The organism is Streptococcus mitis, from assembly GCF_047463435.1.
In the GTDB taxonomy this organism is placed as follows: Bacteria; Bacillota; Bacilli; order Lactobacillales; family Streptococcaceae; genus Streptococcus; species Streptococcus mitis_DS.
In genome coordinates, this window is sequence record NZ_JASHDW010000007.1 from 82,482 (window position 1) to 107,211 (window position 24,730).

Genomic DNA, 24,730 nt, shown 5'->3' on the forward strand with positions numbered 1-24,730 from the left:
AAGGCTAATGCTATGTAAAATATGGCATGGAGCGTTTTTAGTGATAAATCCATTATACCGTGGTAAACTCCAATTTATCTTCTCTGTTCCTCAACTGTCTATTTTTGATCCTGAATTGTTATTTAAAAAGCAAAAATCCACCCCGAAGGATGGATTGATACTTTAACGCACTTCTGCATTGACTTTTTCTTCGAGAGACGCTTGGATTTTTTCCATGTAGCGTGCGACTTCTTCGTCCGTTAAGCTGTCTTCTGGATTTTGGAAAGTCAAGCTATAAGCCATTGACTTCATACCAAGTCCCAATTTCTCACCTGAGAAGACGTCAAAGAGTTTGATATCTGTCAAACGTTTCACGCCGGCAGCTTGGATCGCGTCCACAACTTCTTGGTGAGTCACTTCTGCCTTGAGAAGGAGGGCAACGTCACGGCTAACTGCTGGGAATTTTGTGATTTCCACAAATGGAGTAGCTGGTTTAAGGGCAGTTTCGATGGCTGAAAGGTTGAGCTCAGCCACATACGTTTCTGGAATATCGTAGGCCTTAGCAGTGACTGGGTGTACTTGACCAAGGAAACCAAGAACTTGGTCACCGAGTGAAATCATAGCGGTACGACCTGGGTGAAGGCTAGCGATTTCAGATGTTGCCGTATAGGTCACTTCTAGTCCCAAGCGAGTAAATAATGCTTCAAGGATTCCTTTAGCATAGAAGAAATCAACTGGAACTGCTGCTGTTTGGAAATCTTTTTCAGCAACCAAGCCTGTCAAGGCAAAGGCAAAGCTATTAATCTCATTTGGAAGTTCTTCTTTTGGATTGCCTGTTTGTTCAAAGACTTTTCCGATCTCGTAAAGTGCCAAGTTTTTGTTCTTACGAGCCACATTGTAAGCAACTGTATCAAGGATACCAGAAATCATATTTTGACGGAGGACAGAACGGTCCACTGTCATTGGCCACATAAGTTCCGTAAGGTTACTTGGTTGAGCTGTGAACTCAACTGCTTTTTCAGGAGTTGTTAGAGCGTAGGTGATGATTTCTGTCAAACCTGCCCCTTCAGCAATGGTACGAACTTGGCGGCGAAGTTTTTGTGTCGCAGTCAATTCACCTGCTGTACCATCGTCTTTTGGAAGGCTGGTTGGCAAGCGGTCATATCCATAGATACGAGCAATTTCTTCAAAGAGATCTGCCTCGATTGTGATATCCCAACGACGACGTGGGACGCTGACTGTAAAGCTGTCTGCATTTCCAGAAAGACCAAAGCCAAGACGGCGGAAGACGTCTTCTACATCCGCGTAAGAAAGTTCTGTACCAAGGACACGGTTAACATCATCAAGAGTTGAAGAAACTTCCACATCAGAGGTATCAAGCTCACCCGCTGAAACGATGCCTTTGCGCACCGTCGCACCTGCAAGTTCTGCAAGTTCTGCAATCATGCTAGCCGCCGCATCAAGAGCTTCGTTAACAGTTGCCACATTGATACCCTTTTCAAAGCGAGAAGATGACTCAGAACGAAGGTTAAGACGACCGCTGGTCTTACGGATTGATTTTCCGTTGAAGACTGCAGCTTCAAGGACGACACAACTAGATTTCTCAGAGATTTCTGTTGCTTGACCGCCCATGACACCTGCAAGGGCTACTGGCTTGTCTGCGACAGTGATGACTAGGTCATTTGTTTCCAAGTCACGTTCTTCACCATCCAAGGTCACTAATTTTTCACCAGCACGCGCTTCACGCACACGGATGTCACTCCCTTCAAAGGTATCCAAGTCAAAGGCGTGCATTGGTTGACCAAAGTAGAGAAGGATGTAGTTGGTCACGTCCACTACGTTATTGATAGGACGGATTCCTTCGTTCATGAGAAGGTTTTGCAACCATTGTGGACTTGGTGCGATAGTCACATTGTCCAAGATACGAGCTGCATAGTAAGGCGCCTTGTCTGTCTCAATGCTGACAGAAAGAGCATCTGCTGCAGCTTGGTCAGTTTCTGAAAGAGTAAATTCTTTAAAGTTGACTGCCTTATCATAGATAGCTGCTACTTCGTGAGCCACTCCACGCATAGAAAGAGCGTCCGCACGGTTAGGGGTAATTGAAAGTTCGATAATTTCATCATCCAAATCTAGATATGAGAAGACTTCCTCACCTGGAACGGCATTTTCTGGCAAGATTTGGATGCCATCTGCAAATTCCTTAGGCACAACTGAGTCAGAAATTCCCAATTCGCCAAGCGAACAGATCATTCCAAGTGACTCTAAACCACGGATTTTTCCTTTTTTGATTTTGTAGTTGTCAGCGATGCGAGCTCCTGGAAGAGCCACCATAACCTTGATACCAGCACGCACATTTGGGGCACCACAGACGATCTGACGGGCTTCTTCTTCGCCAACGTTAACCTGACAAACATGGAGGTGAGTTTCTGGCACATCTTCGCAAGACAAGACCTCACCGACGACAATTTTTGAGAGACCAGCAGCAGGTGATTCGACACCTTCTACCTCGATCCCTGTAGTTGACATTTTTTCAGCCAACTCTTGTGATGGCACATCAATGTCCACCAATTCTTTTAACCATTTATAAGATACAAGCATAATTTAGTTTTCCAGAATGACAGTTGCCACTCTAGTTCTTTTCCTTTCCTATCATTTCAATAGAAGAATCATCTTCTTACCTTAATTTCTTTCTCAGTAACCAATCCGTATCTACTTTTTGACCAACCATAAAATGATGTTGGCTAAATTTTTCAAAACCATATCGATTATAAAACGCTTGAGCTTTTGTATTATGCTCCCAAACACCTAACCAAGCCCAGGAAAAACCATTTTTTTCGGCAAGTTCCAGAGCGAATTCAAACAGTTGCTTACCGAGTCCAAATCCTTGGAATTTTTGTAGCACATAGAGGCGTTGAATTTCAAAAACATCCTCTAATTCTCTCTCAGTCTGAGCACTTCCCCAGTTGACTTTGAGAAAACCAGCTATCACCTCTTCATGCATAATGAAATAGGTTTCGGATTCTGGATTTTCCAACTCAGCTGACAAAACTCTCAGACTATAAGCCTCTTCAAAGTATTCCTGTAACTGCTCTTCCGTATTATCATGAGCAAACGTTTCACGAAAGGTTTGTTTGGCAATTTTAGCCAACACCTCAACATCTGCCATTTCTACTTTTCTAATCATTATTTAAACTGTTCTGAGAAACGGACATCTCCTTGGTAGAATCCACGGATATCGTTGATTCCGTAACGAAGCATAGCTACACGCTCTTGACCAAGACCAAAAGCAAATCCAGAGTAAACAGTCGCATCGATACCACTCATTTCAAGGACACGTGGGTGAACCATACCGGCACCCATAATTTCGATCCAACCTGTTTTCTTACATACGTTACAGCCTTCTCCACCACACTTGAAGCAAGAAACATCCACCTCAACAGATGGCTCTGTGAATGGGAAGTAAGATGGACGCAGACGGATCTGACGCTCTTCACCGAACATTTTTTGCACAATCAATTGAAGTGTTCCTTGAAGGTCTGCCATAGAGATATTTTTCCCAACAACCAAACCTTCGATTTGGTGGAATTGGTGACTGTGAGTCGCATCGTCCGTATCACGACGGAAGACACGCCCTGGCGAGATCATCTTCAAAGGACCTTTAGAGAAATCATGGGCATCCATGGCACGCGCCTGCACTGGAGACGTGTGAGTACGGAGTAAGATTTCTTCTGTGATATAGAATGTGTCCTGCATATCACGGGCTGGGTGGTCTTTGGGAAGGTTCATACGTTCAAAGTTATAGTAGTCTTGCTCCACTTCAAAACCATCCACGACTTGGTAACCCATCCCAATGAAAATATCTTCGATTTCTTCACTGGTTTGTGTCAAAACGTGACGGTGACCAGTCGCAACAGGACGCCCTGGAAGTGTCACATCAATGCTCTCGCTAGCCAATTGAGCTGCAACTTTCTTTTCTTCCAAAAGCTTAGCTGTTTCTTCAAAGGCTGCTGTTAAGACATCACGAGCTTCATTAACGTGTTTTCCGATAATCGGGCGTATTTCAGCAGAGACATCTTTCATCCCTTTGAGGATTTCAGTAAGAGACCCCTTTTTACCAAGGACAGAGACGCGCAAATCTTGCATCTCTTTTTCATTTTCAGCAGTAATCTGCTTCAAGCTAGCCAGCGTTTCTTCACGAAGCGCTTTTAATTGTTCTTTAATAGTTGACATAATTCCTCCATCAGTCTCTCGTAGATAAAAAGAAAACCACATGCCAAAAACTCCACTCGGAGCGTTGACACGCGGTACCATCCGTTTTCATCTGACAAGTCAGACCTTCATTTCTAAATCCATGCACAAGTGAATTCACCCAGCTTTCATATAGAGAGCTTACAGTCACGGCTCTCCTCCCTGATATACTTCCCTTGAGTTACTAGTCTTGCAGATTTCTATTCAATTACTACTTAGTTTATCAGATTTTTAGTTAAAAAACAAGTTAGATTAGACTAATTTCAGTATAAAACTCATTCCTTTTTCTGTTGCTCCATTTTCCACAAATCCAAGCGACTTGAAACACCTCCTAGAAACATGATTGTAGGTGTAGATTTCCTTGACTCTCAATTCTTTCCATCCTTTTACTCGAGCCAATTCAATCAAAGCACTTAGGATCTTTTTTCCAAGTCCTCGATGTTGGTAAGCGGGATTTCCAATCACAATGGGGAGATTGTCCTGAGATAGTGTAACATCCCCAATTGGAAACCATTCTCCCTTCTCCTTGACTTCAATCCAAAAAAGCTCTCCATGCTGATCCAAATAGGAATACATGGCTTCCAAAGTTTCTTGACTATAAGGAAGCTTCACCCCATCTACGAGGTGAACCAAGTTCACATCCTGATACCAAGCAAAAGCTTCTTCACAATGATTGACCTTATAATAAGGAACAATACGCAGTGCATTATCTATTTGTAAAATCCGTTTCATCTGCTTTACTTTTCCACAAAATAGTTGCTGCTTGATTAAAACCATCACACCAGTTATACCATTTTGCTTCATACTCATCTTGAGCTAAGATATGATTTTTTAAATCCAGAACAGAGTAAATCATTCTTTCCTCACAAGCTTGCGCATAGAGATGATATAGATCATCACCACCATCTCTATCCCACTCAGCAGAAATCGTATCCTGACCTGCCAATAAAGCCTGATAAGCCCTGTGATGTCCATCTGTAATCAACAAGCAATCTCCGAACGCAAGAATACTAATTGGATCAACATTGTTTAATTCTACAGACTGATAAAGTGTCTGGAGGCCTGCTAGTTTCTTTTCTGATAAGTATAGTTGAGTCGGATGGAGAGCTTTTATGTTGACTTTCATTTCTTTCTCCTCAAGAGAATTTGATATTCACTTCTGCTTACCTTTAAATCGCCATTGGAAGCGGAGCTTGTCATAGAAGGGAAACTCGATAAACAAGACTCCCAAGCCCACACAGAGACTGGCAAGGACATCTGATGGGTAATGAACTCCCAGATAGACCCTTGATACCAGCACACTGACTAGGTAGAGAACAAGGACAATTTGCATGATTTTTCTCCAGACTGGATCTTTCATCCGTTGACTGAGAATGACAATCAGAGAACCGACCATCAAGGTTACAGCCAGAGAATGACCGCTTGGAAAGGAAAATCCCTTCTCCTCTACCAAGTGTAAAATAGCTGGTCGTGGGCGCTGATAGATATTTTTAAAGGTCACGATTAAAAGACCTGCCAAAGCTAGATTTCCCAGCATGAAGAAACTTTCTATCTTCCACCGCTTATGATAAAAGACAAAAGCTGTAATGACAACCCAAGTGATAATCACTGGAATATCAATCAAGCGTGTGATGGCCCTAAAAAGAATAGTCAAGTAATCTGGCAAGTCTCCTCGAACGGCAGTCTGAATCGGTTGGTCAAAACCGACCAGCGTTTCAGGGTAAAATTTGACCATGTAGCCAAGAATAACGAAAAGTAAAAGGGCAAAACTGCCCTTCATTAAAAATGTTTGTTTATCTTTCATAATGTTTTAAGGTTGGTTTCAAAAGGACGTACAACAACCAGAATGAAACGGAAAAGATTACACCCTCAATCAAGTTAAAAGGTAATACCATGGTCATTAGGTAGTTGGAAAGTCCCAAAATTTTTCCAATATCAAAGTTAGCAAACTTAGCGTACAGAGGAACAGCATAAACATAGTTGAGAACCAACATAGCCACGGTTAAACCAATAGTTCCAGCTAGAGAGCCTAGTAGGAAACGAAGGGTTGTCCGTTCCTTTTTCCAAATCAAAGCAAATACGATGACAAAAACTCCTAAAGCTACGATATTCATTGGCAAGCCAATGTAAGTATTCACTCCCTGGCTGTTAAGAAGCAATTTCAATAGTGAGCGAAGCAAGAGAATTCCTAGAGCAGCAGGCAAATCCATGACCACCAGACCCACAAGGACTGGCAAGATACTAAATTCGATCTTGAGGAAGGACGCCGCTGGCAAAAGCGGAAAGTCAAAGTACATCAGCACAAATGAGATGGCTGATAAAATCGCAATGGTCGAAAGTCGACGTGTGTTTGTCATAACAGGTTCCTCCAATTTTCTATAAAATCAGAAGAAGTTAGAAAGGATTCCTCTATCTATTCTCACTTTTTATATCCCAAAAGTCCCCTCTCACTCTATTAAGGAAATTCAAGCAAGCGGTTACAGTTTAGCTATAAATCTATCAGAACAGACAAAGCTATTCTTTCGTCTTCTCCCATCCAGACTATACTGTCGGTTGTGGAATCTCACCACATCAGCTTGCGCTCGCGGACTTATTTGGCTAAGATATTTTAGATTTATCTAGGCGTCGCAGTCGAAGATAATACTTAAAGTATATCGAGACAAGACAACGACGAGAAAGCTAAAATAGCTAGTCAAATTTACCGCCGGTCGGGAATCACACCCTGCCCTGAAGACTCTTTTATCATAACAAAAAACGCTTGCAAGCGCAAGCATTTTGTTCATTTTCATTTTCATTTTTTATTTCAATTTATCCACTTCATAGGTATGAACAAGCTCAAGACCTGCAAAGTTCTGCTGGCGAAGAGCCTCATAGACAATCATGCAGACGGTATTAGACACATTAAGACTGCGGACATGTTCATCATTCATAGGAATACGAAGAGCCTTCTCAGGATGTTCGCGCATAAAGTCTTCAGGTAAACCCTTGTCTTCACGTCCAAAAAGAAAATAATGGTCCTCGTCAGTCGATAAATCCACATCAGAATACACTTTCTCAGCGAATTTAGAAATCAGGTAGAGTTTGCCCTTCATCTGAGACATGAAATCCTCCAAACTCTCGTAAAAATAAATCTCTAGCTTATCCCAATAATCCAACCCCGCCCGCTTCATCTTGCGATCATCGATAGGAAAGCCCATTGGCTTGATGATGTGGAGGGGAGAATTGGTCGCAGCGCAAGTACGCGCGATATTGCCTGTATTTTGTGGAATTTGAGGTTCAAATAATACAATGTGATTTGTCATGACTTGCTTCCTTTCACCATTGCAAAAAAATAGCCACACTGCCCGGAGTCAAGCTCAGCAAACAGCGTGGTTAAGGCATCGTTAACTTACCTCACAACAGGTTTGAAGTAAATCAGCGAAACTACTTTCTTAGTATAACACTTTCAGAATCATTGTCAATAGAAACGACTTGATTTTTTCAATTTTTTCAAGCTATTTCCAAGGGTTGTAAAATCGTCCCTGATTCTGCAAGATAAGTAGTAAACTAGCTACTAAAAACAAGGTTGCCAAGAGCAAGGTAAGATAGTCTCCTTTTTTCAAGGCCTGATAACTATACCAAGTGCGTTTTTTCTCTTTCCCAAAGCGGCGAAGTTCCATGGCGGTCGCAATGGTATCAATCCGTTCTAGCGAGCTAAAAATCAAGGGAGTGATAATGCGCAGATTGCCTTTGATTCGTTGCATAAGAGAAGCTTTCTTGGATAATTCCATCCCACGCGCCTCCTGAGACATCTTGATAGTAAAGAATTCTTCCTGCAAATCTGGAATATAGCGCAAGGTCAGGCTGACTGAATAGGCAATCTTGTAAGGCACACCAATTTGATTTAAACTGGAAGCAAACTGACTAGGATGGGTTGTCATCAAAAAGATAATAGCCAGAGGAATAGTGCAAAGGTACTTAATGGCCAGATTTAGCAGATAAAAGAGCTCTTGGCTGGTCAGAGTGTAGGCACCGATTCCCTGCCAAATCACACTTCTCTCTCCGTAAAGTCCAACCCCATACTCGGGAGAAAAGAGATAGACCATCAAAACGTTCAAAACGGCAAATACCGTCGCAAAAACGGCTACAAAGGAAACATCTTTAAAGCGGATTTCTGACAAATAGAGGAGAAAAACCGAAAAGATGGCAATCAGAACAAGCAGTCTGGTATCATAGCTAATCATGGCAGCCAATGATACGAGAATGAAAAAGAGGAGTTTCCCAGCCCCTGACAAGCGATGAATCACAGTATCTCTATGCTGGTAACCGATTAATTTAGCTTGCATCCTTCTCTCCTTTCTTTGTAAAATGCCGTTAAAGCAAGTGGATCCACGTCGAGTTTCTTAGCCAAGTTGAAGATAGAAGTTTCTTTTAGATTGGCTTTTACTAACAGCTCAGGATTGCTCAACAGACTAGCTGGATCGGTATCGGCAATCAGTTCCCCATCCACCATGACAAGAGCACGATCAGAATAATCCAGCATCAATTGCATATCATGGGTAATCATGACAATGGTATGCCCTTTTTGATGCAGTTCTTCAAGAAATTCCATAATCTCAGTATAGTTCTTCTGGTCTTGACCTGCTGTCGGTTCATCTAAGAGGATAATTTCAGCCCCTAAGACCAAAATCGATGCAATAGTCACACGTTTTTTCTGACCAAATGACAGGGCAGAAATCGGCCAATTACGGAATTCATAGAGACCACAGATTTTCAAAGTTTCATAGACTCTCGTTTCAATTTCCTGCTCTTCCACACCTCGCAAACGAAGTCCCAGAGCCACCTCATCAAAAATCATATTGGTTGAAATCATTTGATTAGGATTTTGCAGCACATAGCCTACTCGTTCCGCCCGCTCTGCAACAGAATCTCCCTTGATATCCTGGCCTTCCCAAAGATAAGAACCTTCTGTCTGGATAAAGCTACTTAAGGCCTTGGCTAGAGTTGACTTCCCAGCCCCATTTTTCCCGACAATAGCAATCTTTTCACCCTTTTTAATATATAAATAAATGGATTTTAAAATCGGTCTATCATCATAAGAAAAAGACAGATCCTCTAATTTAAAGAGTGACTGCAAATCTGGCGTCTCTTTTGCCAGTTCATTCTGCAACTGAACCTGGCCTTTTGAGATAGACAAGTTGTCCAAATTTGCTAATTGTTCTTCCTTCTTTAAATCCACACCCAATTGACGGAGAGTGGTTAGATAAAGGGGTTCTCGAATTCCATTTTGGGTCAATAGATCAGTCGCCAGTAGCTGGTCAGGGCTCCCATTAAAGAGGATACGACCATCGTTTATCAAGACAATCCGATCCACAGGACGATGCAGAACGTCCTCCAAACGGTGCTCGATAATAAGTGTCGTCGTCCCCTCCTCCTTATGAATCTGATCAATCAATTCGATAATATCCTGACCTGACTTGGGATCCAGATTGGCGAGTGGCTCATCAAACAAAAGAATCGGACTCTCATCAATCAAGACACCAGCCAGACTGACTCGCTGCTTTTGTCCACCTGACAAATCCTGAGGACGCTGAGACAGTAAAGAAAGAAGGTCCAGCTTTTCAGACCATTTATGAACACGGCTTTTCATCTCTTCTAAACTTGTTACATCATTTTCTAGAGCAAAAGCCAAATCCTCTGCCACGGATAAACCGATAAACTGCCCATCTGTATCCTGCAAAACCGTGCTGACCAGATGAGACTTATCATAGATACTCATATCAAAGGCCGCTTGCCCCTTGATCAAAAATTCTCCAGACGTCTGACCCTTGTAAATATTGGGAATAATCCCATTCAAACACTGACCCAAGGTAGACTTACCTGACCCAGATGGCCCAACAATTAAGACTTTCTCTCCCTTGTAAATGGTTAAGTCCACTCCTTGCAAGGTCGGTTCTTGTTGCGTTTCATACTGGAAAGAGAAATCCTTCCACTCAATTATAGCTTCTTTCATCTTACTCTCTTCATTCGCTTCTTCTACTCAATGAAAATCAAAGAGCAAACCAAGAAGCTAGCTGTAGGTTGCTCAAAACACTGTTTTGAGGTTGCAGATAGAGCTGACGCGGTTTGAATTAGATTTTCGCAGAGTATTAGACTTCTATTTTATCATAAATCAAGCCCTTCTTGCAGTCTCTTCTCGTAAAATCTTAGCGTCAAAAAGAGTCCTATCATAGCTTGCTTGCCTGACTAGTCTATAAACATCGAAAAAGACTGGTTGCCCAGCCTTTGCCTTTATGTTAATCCTTTTTCAAACTTCCTGAACGAGTCTGCGTACGTGAATAAGCTAGCAAGAGAAGGGTACCTGCGATAGCTACAGTTACAGCATTAGCAATTCCCGCAACAATCCCTTGGGCAAATACTTTTTCTGCCGCTTCTTGATAAATCACAACATCTCCAAGTGGTGCCCAGACACCCCAAACAAGAGCATTTGCAACAATCTGAATGAGGTTAAAGAAGACAATATCCTTCAACTCAAAAACACCCTGTGTTACTCGAATGTATTTTCTAAAGAGACCTACAGCTAGACCAAAGAGACCACTAGCAATAATCCAAGTCCACCATAGACCGTAGCCAGCAAGAGAGTCCTTCACCGCATGCCCAATTAAACCAACAAGTAGCCCCACTAGAGGGCCAAAAATAATAGACAAGAGGCTCTGTACCGCATACTGAAGCTGGATGCTTGTATTTGGAACAGGCGTTGGAATACTGATCATCCCGATGACAACAAAGAGCGCAGCTCCAACACCGATAGCAACAACTTGTTTAATTGATTGATTTTTCATCTATATTCTCCTATTTTATGATTCTATTTTCTTTATTTCAATGGTCCAAGATGAACCGACACCCACATTATAGGCCTTGGCAAAGGAACCTTGGTTGATAGCCAGACCTAAACGATAGAGAGAGTTGATGTAAAGGATGGGTTGCCCAATTCTCACATCTGCAAATGATTTGCCATAAACAACCTGATTTTGATAGACCAGCATATCTGCATGATAGATAGTCACCTCAAAACGGTCACCGAATGCTGGTCCCAGCTTGTAAAACTCTTCTCGTGTGATAGAGGTCCAAAGCGAGCCGAAACGCACATCCAGAATATCAATAGCTCCCTTCACCAAATGGTCTTCAATGATGGTCTCTACGACTGGAAGCTCCACAATCTGATCCACACTGAGCTCTGGTCCCACTTCCTCAAAAGAAATGTGACCACTGGCCAGTTTAGCACCAGTATAGGCATAGACATCACGACCGTGGAAGGTATAAGAATGCTCTGTATTTTGACGTCTATTGGCCACTTCAGAAATCTCACGAATAGCTACAATGCCAACGTGTTTCTTGATAAAAGAAAGCGTCCCATTATCTGGCGTGACAATGTATTGATTTTTTGCAGTCTTGGCAACCACACTCTTACGTTTCGAGCCGACACCTGGATCGACCACCGATACAAATGTCGTTCCCTCAGGCCAGTAATCCACCGTCTGAAAGAGACGGTAACTCCCCTCAAAAATATTATAAGGCGTGATATCGTGCGTCAAGTGATGAATTTTTAAGGTTGGAGATTCTTCTAAAGCCACTCCAATCATAGCCGATACCGCACCATCAACCAGACCAAAGTCTGATTGTAATACCAGTAAATTATTATTCATTTTATCTCCTTGTATATCCTTTATCATACCATATTTTCTAGAAAGTCGCTAATAGCTATTTCAATTGCTTAGGGTATAGTTTTACCTTATAGCAAATTTCCTACTAAAAACTCTGGTGATTAGCTAGTAGGTGCATTTTTTCTTGAAAAAAGGTATGATAGTTACATAATGAAGAAGTAGGTTTTATTATGAAAATTATCCTTGTCGGAGGGGGAAAAGTTGGTTCTGCCCTCTGTCGCTCCTTGGTTGCAGAAAAGCATGATGTTTTGCTGATTGAGCAAGACGAAGCTGTCCTCAATCATATTGTCAATCGCTTTGATATCATGGGTATCCTTGGTAACGGGGCTGATTTTACCATCCTTGAGCAAGCCAGTGTCCAGGATTGTGATATCTTTATCGCCCTGACTGAATACGATGAAGTGAACATGATTGCAGCCGTTCTAGCCAAAAAAATGGGAGCTAAAGAGACCATCGTTCGGGTGCGGAACCCTGAATATTCTAACTCTTATTTCAAGGAAAAGAATATTCTCGGTTTTTCTCTTATCGTTAACCCTGAGCTCTTGGCTGCCCGCGCTATCGCGAATATCATTGACTTCCCCAACGCCCTATCTGTCGAACGTTTCTTTGGTGGACGCGTTAGCCTCATGGAATTCACTGTTAAATCCTCCAGTGGTCTTTGCCAAATGCCCATCTCTGATTTTCGGAAAAAATTCGGCAATGTCATTGTCTGTGCGATAGAAAGAGATCATCAAATTATCATCCCAAGTGGTGACATGACCATACAGGATAAAGATAGAATCTTTGTCACTGGTAACCGTGTTGACATGATGCTCTTCCATAATTATTTTAAATCTCGTTCCGTGAAGAGTCTTCTTATTGTTGGAGCTGGTAGAATTGCCTATTATCTACTAGGTATCCTCAAAGACAGTCGTATCGATACCAAGGTTATTGAAATCAATCCTGAAATCGCTAGCTTCTTTAGCGAGAAATTCCCAAACCTCTACATCGTTCAAGGAGATGGTACCGCAAAAGATATCCTGCTGGAAGAAAGTGCTCAAAACTATGATGCCGTTGCGACTCTAACAGGGGTCGATGAGGAAAATCTGATTACCTCTATGTTCCTTGACAGGGTAGGTGTACAAAAAAATATCACCAAGGTCAATCGTACCAGTCTCCTCGAAATTATCAATGCGCCTGATTTTTCAAGTATCATCACACCTAAAATCATCGCTGTAGATACGATTATGCACTTTATTCGTGGTCGGGTTAATGCCCAGTATTCAGACCTTCAGGCCATGCACCATCTAGCCAATGGTCAAATCGAAACCCTGCAATTCCATATCAAGGAAGCTAATAAAATGACTGCCAAACCTCTTTCTCAACTAAAACTGAAAAAAGGGGTTCTTATAGCAGCCATCATTCGAAAGGGCAAGACTATTTTCCCTACTGGGGAGGATATGTTGGAAGTTGGAGACAAGCTCCTAGTAACAACCTTGTTGCCAAACATCACCAAGATTTATGACTTGATCGCGAGGTAAGAAATGAATAAAAGTATGATTCGTTACCTCCTTTCAAAATTACTTTTGATTGAAGCTGTTCTTCTTTTGGTTCCTGTGTCTGTCGCTCTCTATTACCGTGAATCGAGCCAAGTCTTTACGGCCCTCTTTTCAACAATAGGGATTCTCGTATTACTAGGCGGTTCAGGAATTTTACAAAAGCCCAAAAATCAACGGATTTATGCCAAGGAGGGAGTCTTGATTGTTGCCCTCTGTTGGATCCTTTGGTCCTTCTTTGGCGGTCTCCCCTTTGTTTTTGCTAAGCAAATTCCCAGCGTTATCGATGCCTTTTTTGAAATCAGTTCTGGCTTTACAACTACTGGAGCAACTATTCTGAACGACGTTTCGGTTCTCAGTCGTTCCCTCCTCTTCTGGCGAAGTTTTACCCACTTGATTGGAGGGATGGGAGTGCTTGTTTTTGCACTTGCTATTATGGACAATGCTAAGAATAGCCACCTAGAAGTGATGAAAGCTGAGGTTCCTGGCCCTGTTTTTGGCAAGGTTGTATCCAAACTCAAAAATACTGCCCAGATTCTCTATCTCCTTTATCTAGCTCTCTTCTCCCTCTTTGTCATCATCTATTATCTGGCTGGCATGCCCCTATTTGATAGTTTTGTCATTGCCATGGGAACAGCAGGTACAGGAGGTTTTACAGTCTATAACGATGGAATCGCCCACTATGGTAGCTCACTGATTACCTATCTAGTTAGTATCGGAGTTTTGGTTTTTGGGATAAATTTCAATCTCTACTACTACCTCATGCTCCGTCGGGTCAAGGCCTTCTTTGGAGATGAAGAACTCCGAGCTTACTTGGTAATTGTTCTGCTTTCTACAGGCTTGATTAGCCTCAATACTCTCTATCTCTATCCAGGATTTTCAAAGAGTTTTGAAATGGCCTTCTTCCAAGTTTCCAATATCATTACGACGACTGGTTTTGGTTACGGGGATATTACCAACTGGCCCCTCTTCTCCCAGTTTATCCTTCTCTTCCTCATGGGAATCGGTGGTTCTGCTGGTTCAACCGCAGGTGGACTCAAGGTTATTCGAGGCCTCATCCTTTCAAAAATTGCCAAAAACCAAATTTTGTCAATTCTATCGCCCCACCGTGTTTTGACCCTCCATGTTAATAAAACGGTGATTGACAAAGATACCCAGCATAAGATTCTCAAGTACTTTGTCATCTATTCTATGATTTTGCTATCTCTTATCTTTATTGTCAGCCTAGATAGCAATGATTTTCTAGTCGTTACCAGTGCTGTCTTTAGCTGTTTCAATAATATCGGACCTATTCTAGGAACCACTTCTAGTTTCTCAATCTTTAGTCCTATCTCAAAAATTCTCCTCTCCTTTGCAATGATTGCAGGGCGCTTGGAGATTTATCCAATCCTACTTCTCTTTATGAAGAGAACTTGGTCTAAGAGATAAAATACAACCACACCTTGTAAACCTACAAAGTGTGGTATTTTTATTTTCATACTCTTCGAAAATAAAATTCAAACCACGTCAGCTTCGCCTTGCCGTATATGTGTGACTGACTTTGTCAGTCTTATCTACAACCTCAAAGCGGTGCTTTGAGCAACCTGCGGCTAGCTTCCTAGTTTGCTCTTTGATTTTCATTGAATATCAAATACCTCCCGCAACTCAACAAGTATCTTTGAATCCCGGTCAGACATTTCAATACCTGACTTAAGGAATTTAATAGTCCAAAAAATAACCCTCAGTCGTTTGACCGAGGGTTCCTTTTCCTTATTCAAGTTAATTGATTAGCTCAATGCATCATCCATTGAAAGAACTTCGTGGAAGACACGTTGTGTCAATTCAGTTTTTTGTTCTGGAGTGAGGTATTTAGTGTTTACACAGTATCCAGAGATACGTACGATAACGTCTTCGCCTGACATGATCTTTTCGTAAACATCGTTCAAGTCCATAACGTTCAAGTTAACGTGTTGTCCACCGTTTTCAAAGTAACCATCAAGGATTGTTACCAAGTTATCAACTTGTTCGTCACGAGTCTTACCAAGAGCGCGAGGTGATACTTGTGTAGTCAATGAGATACCATCAGCTGCATAACTAAAGTCAAGGCTAGAAAGTGAGTTCAAGTTTTGCAACCATCCACCTTTAGCTTTATTAGATGGGTTAGCACCTGGTGAGAAGAATTCAAGTTTAGACAAGTTGACAGAACCATCTTCGTTGAGGTATACACCTTTGTGGACTGGTGAGTTACCAGTTTGTTTAGAGTAAGCAACATTAGATGTGATTGTCAAAAGTGATACTGTAGCTTCTGCGTCTTTGTAAAGTTTGTGGCTACGTAGACGAGTTGTGTAAGCTTCGATCAACCATTCTGCCAATTCGTTTGAACGTGGGTCATCTTCACCCCAACGTGGGTATTCACCGATTGTTTCATAATCGTAGATGTAGCCATTTTCATCACGGATTGGTTTAACTGTAGCGTATTTGATAGCTGACAATGTGTCAACAGTGTTGGCAAATCCACAGATACCGAATCCCATGTTGGCACGTTGTTTAGTTGGCAAGAATGCCATTTGAACAGCTTCGTAGTTGTACTTATCAGTCATGTAATGGATGATGTTCAAAGCATCTACGTAAGTATCAGTCAACCAGTCAAGAGATTTTTCAAAGTTAGCTTTAACTGATTCGAATTCAAGAACTTCGTCACGGATTGGTTCGATGTCAAATACTTTGTAGTCTTTGTGAACATCGTCGTAACCACCGTTCAAACCAGTAAGAAGGGCTTTCAATACGTTTACACGAGCACCGAAGTACTGGATGTTGTGACGTTGTTCTTCATTTTCTGGGTCAAGTGGAGACACACAGCATGAGATACAGCTCATTTCACCATATCCGTCTTTAGCCATTGTTGTTACACCTTCGTATTGGATAGAAGAGTGTTTGTGGCTCATATGCATACAGTAGCGACGGAAGTTGTATGGCAATTTGTCAGTCCAAAGAACTGTCAAGTTTGGTTCTGGAGAGTTACCGATATTGTCAAGGGTGTTCAAGAAACGGTAGTCCATCTTAGTAACACGGTGACGACCGTCGTTACCCATACCAGCCATAGAAGTTGTGATGAAGGTTGGGTCACCTGAGTACAATTGGTCGTAAGCTTTTGTACGAGCAAATTTAACTGTACGAAGTTTCATAACGAAATCATCAACGAATTCTTGGATTTCTGATTCAGTAAATGTACCACGAGCAAGGTCACGTTCTGCAAAGATATCCAATACGATTGGTACACGTCCTAGAGATGTAGCAGCACCGTTGATAACACGGCAGACAGACATGAAGGCGATGTTAACCCATTGGATTGCTTCTTTAACGTTCATCGCTGGTTTGCGAACGTCAACTCCGTAAAGGTCACCCAAGCGAACAACTTGTTGCAACGCTTGGTATTGAAGATTGATTTCTTCACGAAGACGGATTGTTTCTTCATCGATTTCTTCGATTGCATTCCAGTCGTTTACTTTTTCTTGCATCAAGTAGTCTGCACCGTAAAGAGCAAGACGTGCGTAAACACCGATGATACGTCCGCGTGAGTATGCATCTGGAAGACCAGTTACAGTGTGAGCGTGACGAGCACGACGGATGTTTGAAGTGTAAGCACGGAAGATACCGTCGTTAACTGTTGTTACGTATTTAGTAAAGATTTCGTGAACAGCTGGATCTGGTTCGTATCCATTTTCTTTCAAAGTAGTTTCAGCCATACGGATACCACCTTTTGGCATGAAGTTCAATTTGAATAGTTCATCATTTTGGATACCGAAGATAACTTCATTTTCTTTATCGATAAATCCAGCAGGGATATCAGCGATAGATGTTGGACGAGTGTCCATTGGGAAACGAGTTTCTTCGTAGTGTGCTTTAGTTTCTTCTACAATTTTTTTGATGTGAAGTGAACGTTCTGTTGGTCCTGCGAGGAAGCTTTCGTCTCCATCATAAGGTGTGTAGTTAGCTTGTACGAAGCGTGATACACTTGCTTTTTCTTTCCAATCTACGCCTTTGAAGCCTTCCCAAGCTTTGTCAAAAATATCTTGTGCTTCAACAACTGTCTTAACAACCATGTTAATGTCCTCTTTTTTCTTTCTAGTAACAACCATCTGTTACATTCATGAGACAAGTATACCACACAGTAACCGATTTCAACAAGTGGGAATTCCCTGTTTTTACACTTTCTTTTCTAAAACAGTCTATATTTTGTTCCAAACTGTATTATATTTTTGAAAAAATTAAAGCCTTTTTTCTTTTTTTCAGAAAAAAGGGTATAATAAAAGAACATAATTGGTAAAAAGGGGCTAGGTATGTTGATTTTTCCTTTGTTAAATGATTTGTCAAGAAAAATCATTCATATTGACATGGATGCCTTTTTTGCTGCGGTAGAAATCAGAGATAATCCTAAACTCAAAGGAAAACCTGTTATTATCGGGAGCGACCCTCGGCAAACAGGTGGGCGTGGTGTCGTTTCCACTTGTAGCTATGAGGCGCGAGCTTTTGGTGTCCATTCAGCCATGAGTTCCAAGGAAGCCTATGAGCGTTGCCCCCATGCCATCTTCATCTCAGGGAATTATGAGAAATACAAATCTGTGGGACTCCAGATTCGAGCTATTTTTAAGCGCTATACAGATTTGATTGAACCTATGAGTATTGACGAAGCCTATTTGGATGTAACAGAAAATAAACTCGGTATCAAGTCAGCGGTCAAAATCGCTCGCCTCATTCAAGAGGATATCTGGAAAGAACTTCATCTAACTGCTTCTGCTGGCGTTTCTTACAACAAATTCTTAGCTAAAATGGCCAGTGATTATCAAAAACCACATGGTCTGACAGTGATTCTACCTGACCAGGCTGAGGACTTTCTCAAACAAATGGATATTTCCAAGTTTCATGGAGTAGGAAAAAAGACGGTGGAACGTCTTCATCAAATGGGCATTTTTACTGGCGCTGATCTACTTGAAGTTCCTGAAGTGACCCTAATAGACCGTTTTGGCAGACTGGGTTATGACCTGTATCGAAAGGCTCGTGGTATTCACAATTCCCCCGTCAAATCCAATCGCATCCGTAAATCAATTGGGAAGGAGAAAACCTATGGAAAGATTCTCCGTGCCGAGGAAGATATCAAAAAAGAGCTGACTCTTCTATCAGAAAGAGTCGCTCTCAATCTCAGTCAGCAAGAAAAAGCTGGAAAAATTGTTATTTTGAAAATCCGATACGAGGACTTTTCAACTCTTACCAAACGAAAAAGTCTTGCTCAAAAAACACAGGATGCTGGTCAGATAAGCCAAATAGCCCTGCAACTCTATGAAGAGTTAAGCGAGAAAGAAAGAGGTGTCCGCCTATTGGGGATTACCGTGACTGGATTTTAAAACCTTGAAGAGCTGCCCCTTCAAGGTTTTTCTTATACAAATAAACGAACAAAGCTATAAAGTAGCAAGACACTACCAAGCACGATACGGTATTTACCGAAAAGGGTAAAGTCGTGTTTTTTCACATAACTTGTCAAGAAACGGATAGCGATCATGCTGACCGCAAAGGCGACTCCCATCGCAACCAAGAGCAGGAACAATTGCCCAAAGCTCAAGAGCTGTCCTGCTTTTATAAATTTGAAAATCTTTAATGCGCTAGCTCCAAACATAACTGGAATTCCAAGATAGAAGGTAAATTCTGTCACAACAGAACGACTAGTTCCATTCAACAAACCACCGACAATCGTTGCACCTGAACGGCTAGTCCCTGGTAAAAGGGCAAGAACTTGGAAGAGTCCGATATAGAAAGCGGTCGTATAAGGAAGCTTGTCCAATTCTGTTACACTTGGCTCGATAGCACGCGCTTTATTGCGCTTTTCCAAATAGATAAAGGCAATCCCATAGATAATCAACATAAGAGCAACTGAAACCATATTATGGAAGTGGGTATCAAACCAATCATCAAATTTAAAGACGGCAAGCAAAGGTAAAGTGGCAACCAAGACCTTCAACCACAGTCTCCAAGTCTTACGAACTTCCTGCTTATCCTTAGTCGATTTAAAAGGATTGAGCTTGTTAAAGTAAATGACCATAACCGCCAAAATCGCACCAAGCTGAATCACGACATTAAACATGGACATAAAGGCTTCATTCTGATTTTGGTATTGGATAAACTCCTCTGCTAAAATCAAGTGACCTGTACTGGAAATGGGCAACCATTCCGTAATTCCTTCAACAATACCGAAGAAGATAGATTTTAAAATTTCAATAAGATACATAGATTACTCCTTTTTCTATCTTCCATTATAGCATATTTTTTCAGCCAGTGATAGCTCTCTTTAAAAGGCACCGATACTGCCGCCACCTCCTCCTCCAGAGAAGCCACCGCCAGAACTTCCACTTCCAGAAGATACGGAGTAGGTACTTGCTGTATTTGCGACACTAGCATAATGGCTCATTTGCGCGCTTGAATGATAAAACATACTATGCCAACCATAAGCTACATAGAGATTGATATCTGGATTTTCCACTTGGATGTGATGAACCTTCATCAAATGACTGACCTTGTCCGCATAGCCAAATAAGGTCGCATAAACCAAGAGGCGATTCCAGACCACAATACTTTCCAATTCAGCCTGATCCAATCTCGCAATCTCACGTAACATATTTTCAAAACTGGTCCAGAGATAGTAGACTTCTGCCCCTGCTTCATTTAGGACACCATCACGGTTATCTAATCGAAGCTTCCAATAATAGAAAACAGCCAAAACCAAACCTAGAAAACCAAGTATTGGCAAGGGGGTGTAAAGATAGCCATAAACATCCAAACTGTACAAGAACAAACCAAATCCAATAAATAGAGGTAAGACTGTAGAGAGTCCCATACCTACTTGCAAGGCCTTTTCCCCACCAGTTAAAGGACGATAGTAATCTGGGAGCCCCCAGAAGAAAACTCGACTTCTCACTCCTTCTTGCATCTGGTTCAATACTTCTTCAAAAGAAGATTTGAGCTGACGCCCCTTTGCTTGAATCCGTTTTTCATCAGAGACTTTGGCTCTACGATAAAGACTATCAGATACCTTGTAATCCGCAAACAAATTGGAAAGAGTTTCTTCTTTTTTGCCTGAAAAAGCTAGATTTAGGCAGTCTTTCTCAAAGCTTGACAAACCATCTTCTTTTACTAGCCTCAAACCAACTGCATCTCCTTCTGAAATAATAGACACATTCCCACGGTCTATCACATCTAACAAGGTAGCTTGAATAAGTTGATCAAAGGTAAATTTACCTGCTCCTTTTGTTAGAGGACTCACTTCCTCCAAGGAGGTCGAGTAAACCGCCTCTGATAAAACCATAGGCTCTAATTCCATTGGTGGTTCATAGAGACGATGATTTTTGGCATATTTGACGGAAGGAGTGGTCTTTCTTCTATAAATAAAATAAAAGCAAATACTCAGTAACAAGGAGATGGAAAGTATCGAAGGAAAGACCCAAGTAACGAGTTGTTTACTTTGCTCTTTTTCTTTAACAATCGAGTCTTCTATCTTATTAAACTCTTCTAAACGATTCCCTTTCAATCCCTGATCCGTAGCATTAGCAAAATCGGTCCGAGGCCAATAGGCATGTAACTCAACTCCACGCTTAGCCGGAAGATTGTCTAAACGGATAGTATAATCAAGGTTACTCTTTTCAACCGTTCCCTCTCTAAAAAGTTTCCCTGTATGGAAAAAGAGTTTTTCAGCCCCCTTGTCTCCCCTTACATGAAATTCAAACTTTCCAATAGCTCCTGAACTATCTGTCAGAGGTTGCCAATTTAATTCAGCGATGTCATCATAAAGGAAAAGTAAATTCTTTAAGTTCCAAACGAGGTCAACTTCAACTGTGTCGCCTTCTTGACCTGAATTGTAGACTTTCACAGTATAACCATTCGCCTCTTCTGTCACTTCGCTAGTAACGTCTGTCAGTTCAGCACCGTTTTTCGAGGCCTGAACCTTTGGTTGAGGATCTATCTCAAATCCGCTAGGCATCTTGCCAGCACGTCCAAGTCCCACGATTTGCCCCTTAAAGTCCTCCTCAAACTGGTAAACTATCTTCTGTCTAAATTCTGCCGTATTGTCTGCATGAATATACAAATCTCCTTGATAAGAGTTTATCTTAAAATCAATGGCAAAAACCGAGAGTGGAAACATACAAAACAAACAAAATAACAGCAAGAAAAAAGTTTTTTTCATCAACTAAGTCCCCTTTTTTATCTTTGCTATCATTATATCATTTTTTCATAAGTAAGGGCTTACCTATGTTGAAAAATAGAGTTTTTTTCGATAAAATAGGAGACAGTTATTTTTTAATAGATTAGAAATAGGAGAAATCATGAGAAAAATATACTTATCTATTTTCACAAGTCTCTTGCTGATGCTGGGACTTGTCAATGTTGCCCAAGCCGATGAATATTTACGCATCGGGATGGAAGCAGCATATGCTCCCTTTAACTGGACTCAGGATGATGATAGCAATGGGGCTGTCAAAATCGATGGGACTAACCAGTATGCTAACGGATACGATGTTCAAATCGCCAAGAAAATCGCTAAGGACTTAGGTAAAGAACCTTTGGTTGTTAAAACAAAGTGGGAAGGTCTAGTTCCTGCCCTTACTTCTGGTAAGATTGACATGATTATCGCAGGTATGAGTCCAACTGCCGAACGCAAACAAGAAATTGCCTTTTCAAGCAGTTACTACACTAGCGAGCCAGTTTTACTTGTCAAAAAAGATTCTGCTTACGCAAGTGCTAAATCTTTGGATGACTTTAACGGTGCAAAAATCACTTCTCAACAAGGTGTCTACCTCTACGACTTGATTACACAAATCCCGGGTGCTAAAAAAGAAACAGCCATGGGAGACTTCGCTCAAATGCGCCAAGCTCTTGAGGCTGGTGTTATCGATGCTTATGTTTCTGAACGCCCAGAAGCTCTGACTGCCGAAGCTGCTAACTCTAAGTTCAAGATGGTCCAAGTAGAACCAGGTTTCAAAACTGGAGAAGAAGATACAGCTATTGCCATTGGACTTCGTAAAGACGACAATCGTATTAGCCAAATCAATGCCAGCATTGAAACGATTTCTAAAGATGACCAAGTGGCCTTGATGGATCGTATGATCAAAGAGCAACCTGCCGAAGCTACAACAACTGAAGAGACTAGCAGTAGTTTCTTTAGCCAAGTCGCTAAAATTCTTTCTGAAAACTGGCAACAACTCTTGCGTGGTACTGGTATCACTCTTTTAATCTCTATCGTCGGAACCATCATTGGTCTCATTATCGGTCTTGCCATTGGTGTTTTCCGTACTGCTCCTCTCTCTGAAAACAAAGCCATTTACAGCCTACAAAAACTAGCCGGTTGGATCCTCAATGTCTACATTGAAATTTTCCGTGGTACGCCAATGATTGTTCAATCAATGGTTATCTACTATGGAACTGCCCAAGCTTTCGGTATCAACCTTGACCGCACACTAGCTGCTATCTTCATCGTTTCAATCAACACCGGTGCCTACATGACTGAAATCGTCCGTGGTGGTATCCTAGCAGTTGACAAGGGACAATTTGAAGCTGCGACTGCTCTTGGTATGACTCATAACCAAACCATGCGTAAGATTGTCCTACCTCAGGTTGTCCGTAACATCCTACCAGCAACTGGTAATGAATTTGTCATCAATATTAAAGATACATCTGTATTGAACGTTATCTCTGTTGTCGAACTTTATTTCTCAGGAAATACCGTGGCAACTCAAACTTATCAATACTTCCAGACATTTACAATCATCGCCGTGATTTACTTTGTCCTTACCTTCACCGTAACACGTATCCTACGCTTTATCGAGCGCAGAATGGACATGGATACCTATACTACAGGTGCTAATCAAATGCAAACGGAGGATTTGAAATAATGACCCAAGCAATCCTTGAAATTAAACACCTCAAAAAATCCTATGGACAAAACGAAGTGCTAAAAGACATTTCTCTGACTGTCCACAAGGGAGAAGTTATTTCTATCATTGGAAGCTCTGGAAGTGGAAAATCAACCTTCCTACGCTCCATTAACCTACTTGAAACGCCAACTGATGGACAAATCCTTTATCATGGACAAAATGTCCTCGAAAAAGGCTATGACCTCACGCAATATCGTGAAAAGTTAGGAATGGTGTTCCAATCCTTTAACCTCTTTGAAAATCTAAATGTTCTTGAAAACACAATCGTCGCTCAGACAACTGTCCTTAAACGTGAACGTACAGAAGCTGAAAAGATTGCCAAAGAAAACCTAGAAAAGGTCGGCATGGGAGAACGCTACTGGCAAGCGAAACCAAAACAACTCTCAGGTGGTCAAAAACAACGTGTGGCCATCGCTCGTGCCCTTTCAATGAATCCTGACGCCATTCTCTTTGATGAACCAACATCAGCTCTCGATCCAGAAATGGTTGGAGAAGTCCTCAAAATCATGCAAGATCTGGCTCAGGAAGGCTTGACTATGATTGTCGTAACCCACGAAATGGAATTCGCCCGTGATGTCTCTCACCGTGTTATCTTTATGGATAAGGGTGTGATTGCTGAAGAAGGCAAACCAGAAGACCTCTTCACCAATCCTAAAGAAGAGCGTACAAAAGAGTTCCTTCAACGTTATCTCAAATAAAAAGAAAAGGCTGCATCAATCGTGCAGTCTTTTTGCTGTCCTCATACTCTTCGAAAATCTCTTCAAACCACGTCAGCTCTATCTGCAACCTCAAAACAGTGTTTTGAGCAGCCTGCGGCTAGCTTCCTAGTTTGCTCTTTGATTTTCATTGAGTATCAAAATGAAAAGGCAGACCCTATTCAAGAATCCACCATTATCCAAAGATTAATCTTCAAATTTTTCATGATTTTTATCATAGAAATCAATTAAACCTAGAGCCGTTTCAAACGAAATATTTTTTACTTTTGCACGACCCTGCGCTAGAGCAATGATAGACATTTCACGCGCATTCGTTTCTTTAGAGATACGGTAGCCTGTGATCTTCTTATCACGAACCCAGCCAACAACTGATTCTACTTTTTCAAAGTTTGACTTAGCCATGTCCTTCTCCTATTTTCTTCTTTACGATATTTAATTGTATACGTTTTTATGTGTTTTGTCAATAAAAAAACATATATTCAATAAAATTAATGATTTATTTTTCTGTTACTATCTTATTAAAGCCGATAATATATAGGTTTTTACTTACTATAAACCATTAGTAAACACCTTTAAAATAATTGTATTATTAA

At 41.4% G+C, this 24,730-nt stretch carries 21 protein-coding genes and 1 riboswitch; of the genes, 5 read left to right on the top strand and 16 right to left on the bottom strand.

Annotated elements, in window-relative coordinates:
* Positions 1 to 162: 162 nt before the first annotated feature.
* From pheT to QM843_RS05855, 12 genes are all read right to left on the bottom strand, one after another.
* Positions 163 to 2,577 carry a phenylalanine--tRNA ligase subunit beta gene (gene pheT / locus QM843_RS05800; protein WP_414304420.1) on the bottom strand — a complete coding sequence of 805 codons (2,415 nt, stop codon included), beginning with the start codon at positions 2,575 to 2,577 and terminating at the stop codon, positions 163 to 165.
* Between the two features lie 76 nt (positions 2,578 to 2,653).
* The gene (locus QM843_RS05805) at positions 2,654 to 3,163 is read right to left on the bottom strand and encodes a GNAT family N-acetyltransferase (protein ID WP_414304421.1); all 510 of its coding nucleotides are present in this window, start codon (positions 3,161 to 3,163) and stop codon (positions 2,654 to 2,656) included.
* Positions 3,163 to 4,209 carry a phenylalanine--tRNA ligase subunit alpha gene (gene pheS, locus QM843_RS05810; RefSeq protein ID WP_153192586.1) on the bottom strand — a complete coding sequence of 349 codons (1,047 nt, stop codon included), beginning with the start codon at positions 4,207 to 4,209 and terminating at the stop codon, positions 3,163 to 3,165. Before pheS ends, QM843_RS05805 begins: the two co-directional genes overlap by 1 nt.
* 270 nt (positions 4,210 to 4,479) lie before the next feature.
* The gene (locus QM843_RS05815; protein ID WP_194250469.1) at positions 4,480 to 4,929 is read right to left on the bottom strand and encodes a GNAT family N-acetyltransferase; all 450 of its coding nucleotides are present in this window, start codon (positions 4,927 to 4,929) and stop codon (positions 4,480 to 4,482) included.
* Positions 4,930 to 4,933: 4 nt separating this feature from the next.
* Positions 4,934 to 5,353 carry a chromosome partitioning protein ParB gene (locus QM843_RS05820; RefSeq protein WP_414399189.1) on the bottom strand — a complete coding sequence of 140 codons (420 nt, stop codon included), beginning with the start codon at positions 5,351 to 5,353 and terminating at the stop codon, positions 4,934 to 4,936.
* 27 nt (positions 5,354 to 5,380) lie between these two features.
* A complete protein-coding gene (locus QM843_RS05825; protein WP_150922765.1) occupies positions 5,381 to 6,031 on the bottom strand; it encodes a phosphatase PAP2 family protein in 651 nt (216 codons plus the stop codon).
* A complete protein-coding gene (locus tag QM843_RS05830) occupies positions 6,021 to 6,584 on the bottom strand; it encodes an ECF transporter S component (protein WP_000185823.1) in 564 nt (187 codons plus the stop codon). The genes QM843_RS05825 and QM843_RS05830 overlap by 11 nt, the downstream gene beginning before the upstream one ends.
* Before the next feature lie 163 nt (positions 6,585 to 6,747).
* Positions 6,748 to 6,966: riboswitch (FMN riboswitch) on the bottom strand.
* 59 nt (positions 6,967 to 7,025) lie between these two features.
* On the bottom strand, positions 7,026 to 7,529 hold the full coding sequence (locus tag QM843_RS05835; RefSeq protein WP_000181382.1) for a tRNA (cytidine(34)-2'-O)-methyltransferase: 504 nt from the start codon (positions 7,527 to 7,529) through the stop codon (positions 7,026 to 7,028).
* 192 nt (positions 7,530 to 7,721) lie between these two features.
* Positions 7,722 to 8,552 (bottom strand): energy-coupling factor transporter transmembrane component T family protein, encoded by an 831-nt coding sequence (locus tag QM843_RS05840; protein WP_001148091.1) that lies wholly within the window; start codon positions 8,550 to 8,552, stop codon positions 7,722 to 7,724.
* Complete coding sequence (locus QM843_RS05845; RefSeq protein ID WP_414304422.1) at positions 8,537 to 10,219, bottom strand: ABC transporter ATP-binding protein; 1,683 nt, start codon at positions 10,217 to 10,219, stop codon at positions 8,537 to 8,539. Before QM843_RS05845 ends, QM843_RS05840 begins: the two co-directional genes overlap by 16 nt.
* A gap of 283 nt (positions 10,220 to 10,502) precedes the next feature.
* A complete protein-coding gene (locus QM843_RS05850; protein ID WP_143952828.1) occupies positions 10,503 to 11,048 on the bottom strand; it encodes an ECF-type riboflavin transporter substrate-binding protein in 546 nt (181 codons plus the stop codon).
* Positions 11,049 to 11,063: 15 nt separating this feature from the next.
* A complete protein-coding gene (locus QM843_RS05855; RefSeq protein WP_049542540.1) occupies positions 11,064 to 11,912 on the bottom strand; it encodes an SAM hydrolase/SAM-dependent halogenase family protein in 849 nt (282 codons plus the stop codon).
* Positions 11,913 to 12,100: 188 nt separating this feature from the next.
* On the opposite strand from QM843_RS05855, the gene trkA reads away from it, so the two are divergent.
* Together trkA and QM843_RS05865 are read left to right on the top strand one after the other, a co-directional pair.
* Entirely contained in the window at positions 12,101 to 13,450 is a 1,350-nt protein-coding gene (trkA, locus tag QM843_RS05860; RefSeq protein ID WP_414304423.1) for a Trk system potassium transporter TrkA, read from the top strand.
* Between the two features lie 3 nt (positions 13,451 to 13,453).
* Complete coding sequence (locus QM843_RS05865; protein ID WP_203212639.1) at positions 13,454 to 14,893, top strand: TrkH family potassium uptake protein; 1,440 nt, start codon at positions 13,454 to 13,456, stop codon at positions 14,891 to 14,893.
* Between the two features lie 338 nt (positions 14,894 to 15,231).
* On the opposite strand, the gene pflB is transcribed toward QM843_RS05865, so the two are convergent.
* Complete coding sequence (gene pflB / locus QM843_RS05870; RefSeq protein WP_049532477.1) at positions 15,232 to 17,547, bottom strand: formate C-acetyltransferase; 2,316 nt, start codon at positions 17,545 to 17,547, stop codon at positions 15,232 to 15,234.
* Between the two features lie 237 nt (positions 17,548 to 17,784).
* Between pflB and dinB the strand changes: the two genes are divergently transcribed.
* The gene (dinB, locus tag QM843_RS05875) at positions 17,785 to 18,846 is read left to right on the top strand and encodes a DNA polymerase IV (protein WP_414304424.1); all 1,062 of its coding nucleotides are present in this window, start codon (positions 17,785 to 17,787) and stop codon (positions 18,844 to 18,846) included.
* Between the two features lie 32 nt (positions 18,847 to 18,878).
* On the opposite strand, the gene QM843_RS05880 is transcribed toward dinB, so the two are convergent.
* Positions 18,879 to 19,724, bottom strand: coding sequence for an undecaprenyl-diphosphate phosphatase (locus tag QM843_RS05880; RefSeq protein WP_261063176.1), 846 nt, complete (start codon positions 19,722 to 19,724; stop codon positions 18,879 to 18,881).
* A gap of 60 nt (positions 19,725 to 19,784) precedes the next feature.
* A complete protein-coding gene (locus QM843_RS05885) occupies positions 19,785 to 21,674 on the bottom strand; it encodes a DUF2207 family protein (RefSeq protein WP_414304425.1) in 1,890 nt (629 codons plus the stop codon).
* A gap of 139 nt (positions 21,675 to 21,813) precedes the next feature.
* Between QM843_RS05885 and QM843_RS05890 the strand changes: the two genes are divergently transcribed.
* Both QM843_RS05890 and QM843_RS05895 read left to right on the top strand, forming a co-directional pair.
* Complete coding sequence (locus tag QM843_RS05890) at positions 21,814 to 23,379, top strand: ABC transporter substrate-binding protein/permease (protein WP_414304426.1); 1,566 nt, start codon at positions 21,814 to 21,816, stop codon at positions 23,377 to 23,379.
* Positions 23,379 to 24,119, top strand: coding sequence for an amino acid ABC transporter ATP-binding protein (locus QM843_RS05895; protein WP_004262060.1), 741 nt, complete (start codon positions 23,379 to 23,381; stop codon positions 24,117 to 24,119). Before QM843_RS05890 ends, QM843_RS05895 begins: the two co-directional genes overlap by 1 nt.
* Before the next feature lie 204 nt (positions 24,120 to 24,323).
* Here the strand turns inward: QM843_RS05895 and QM843_RS05900 are convergent, their stop codons facing one another.
* Positions 24,324 to 24,539, bottom strand: a complete 216-nt coding sequence (locus QM843_RS05900) for a capsule biosynthesis transcriptional regulator (RefSeq protein WP_001130035.1) — start codon at positions 24,537 to 24,539, stop codon at positions 24,324 to 24,326.
* Between the last annotated feature and the right edge of the window lie 191 nt (positions 24,540 to 24,730).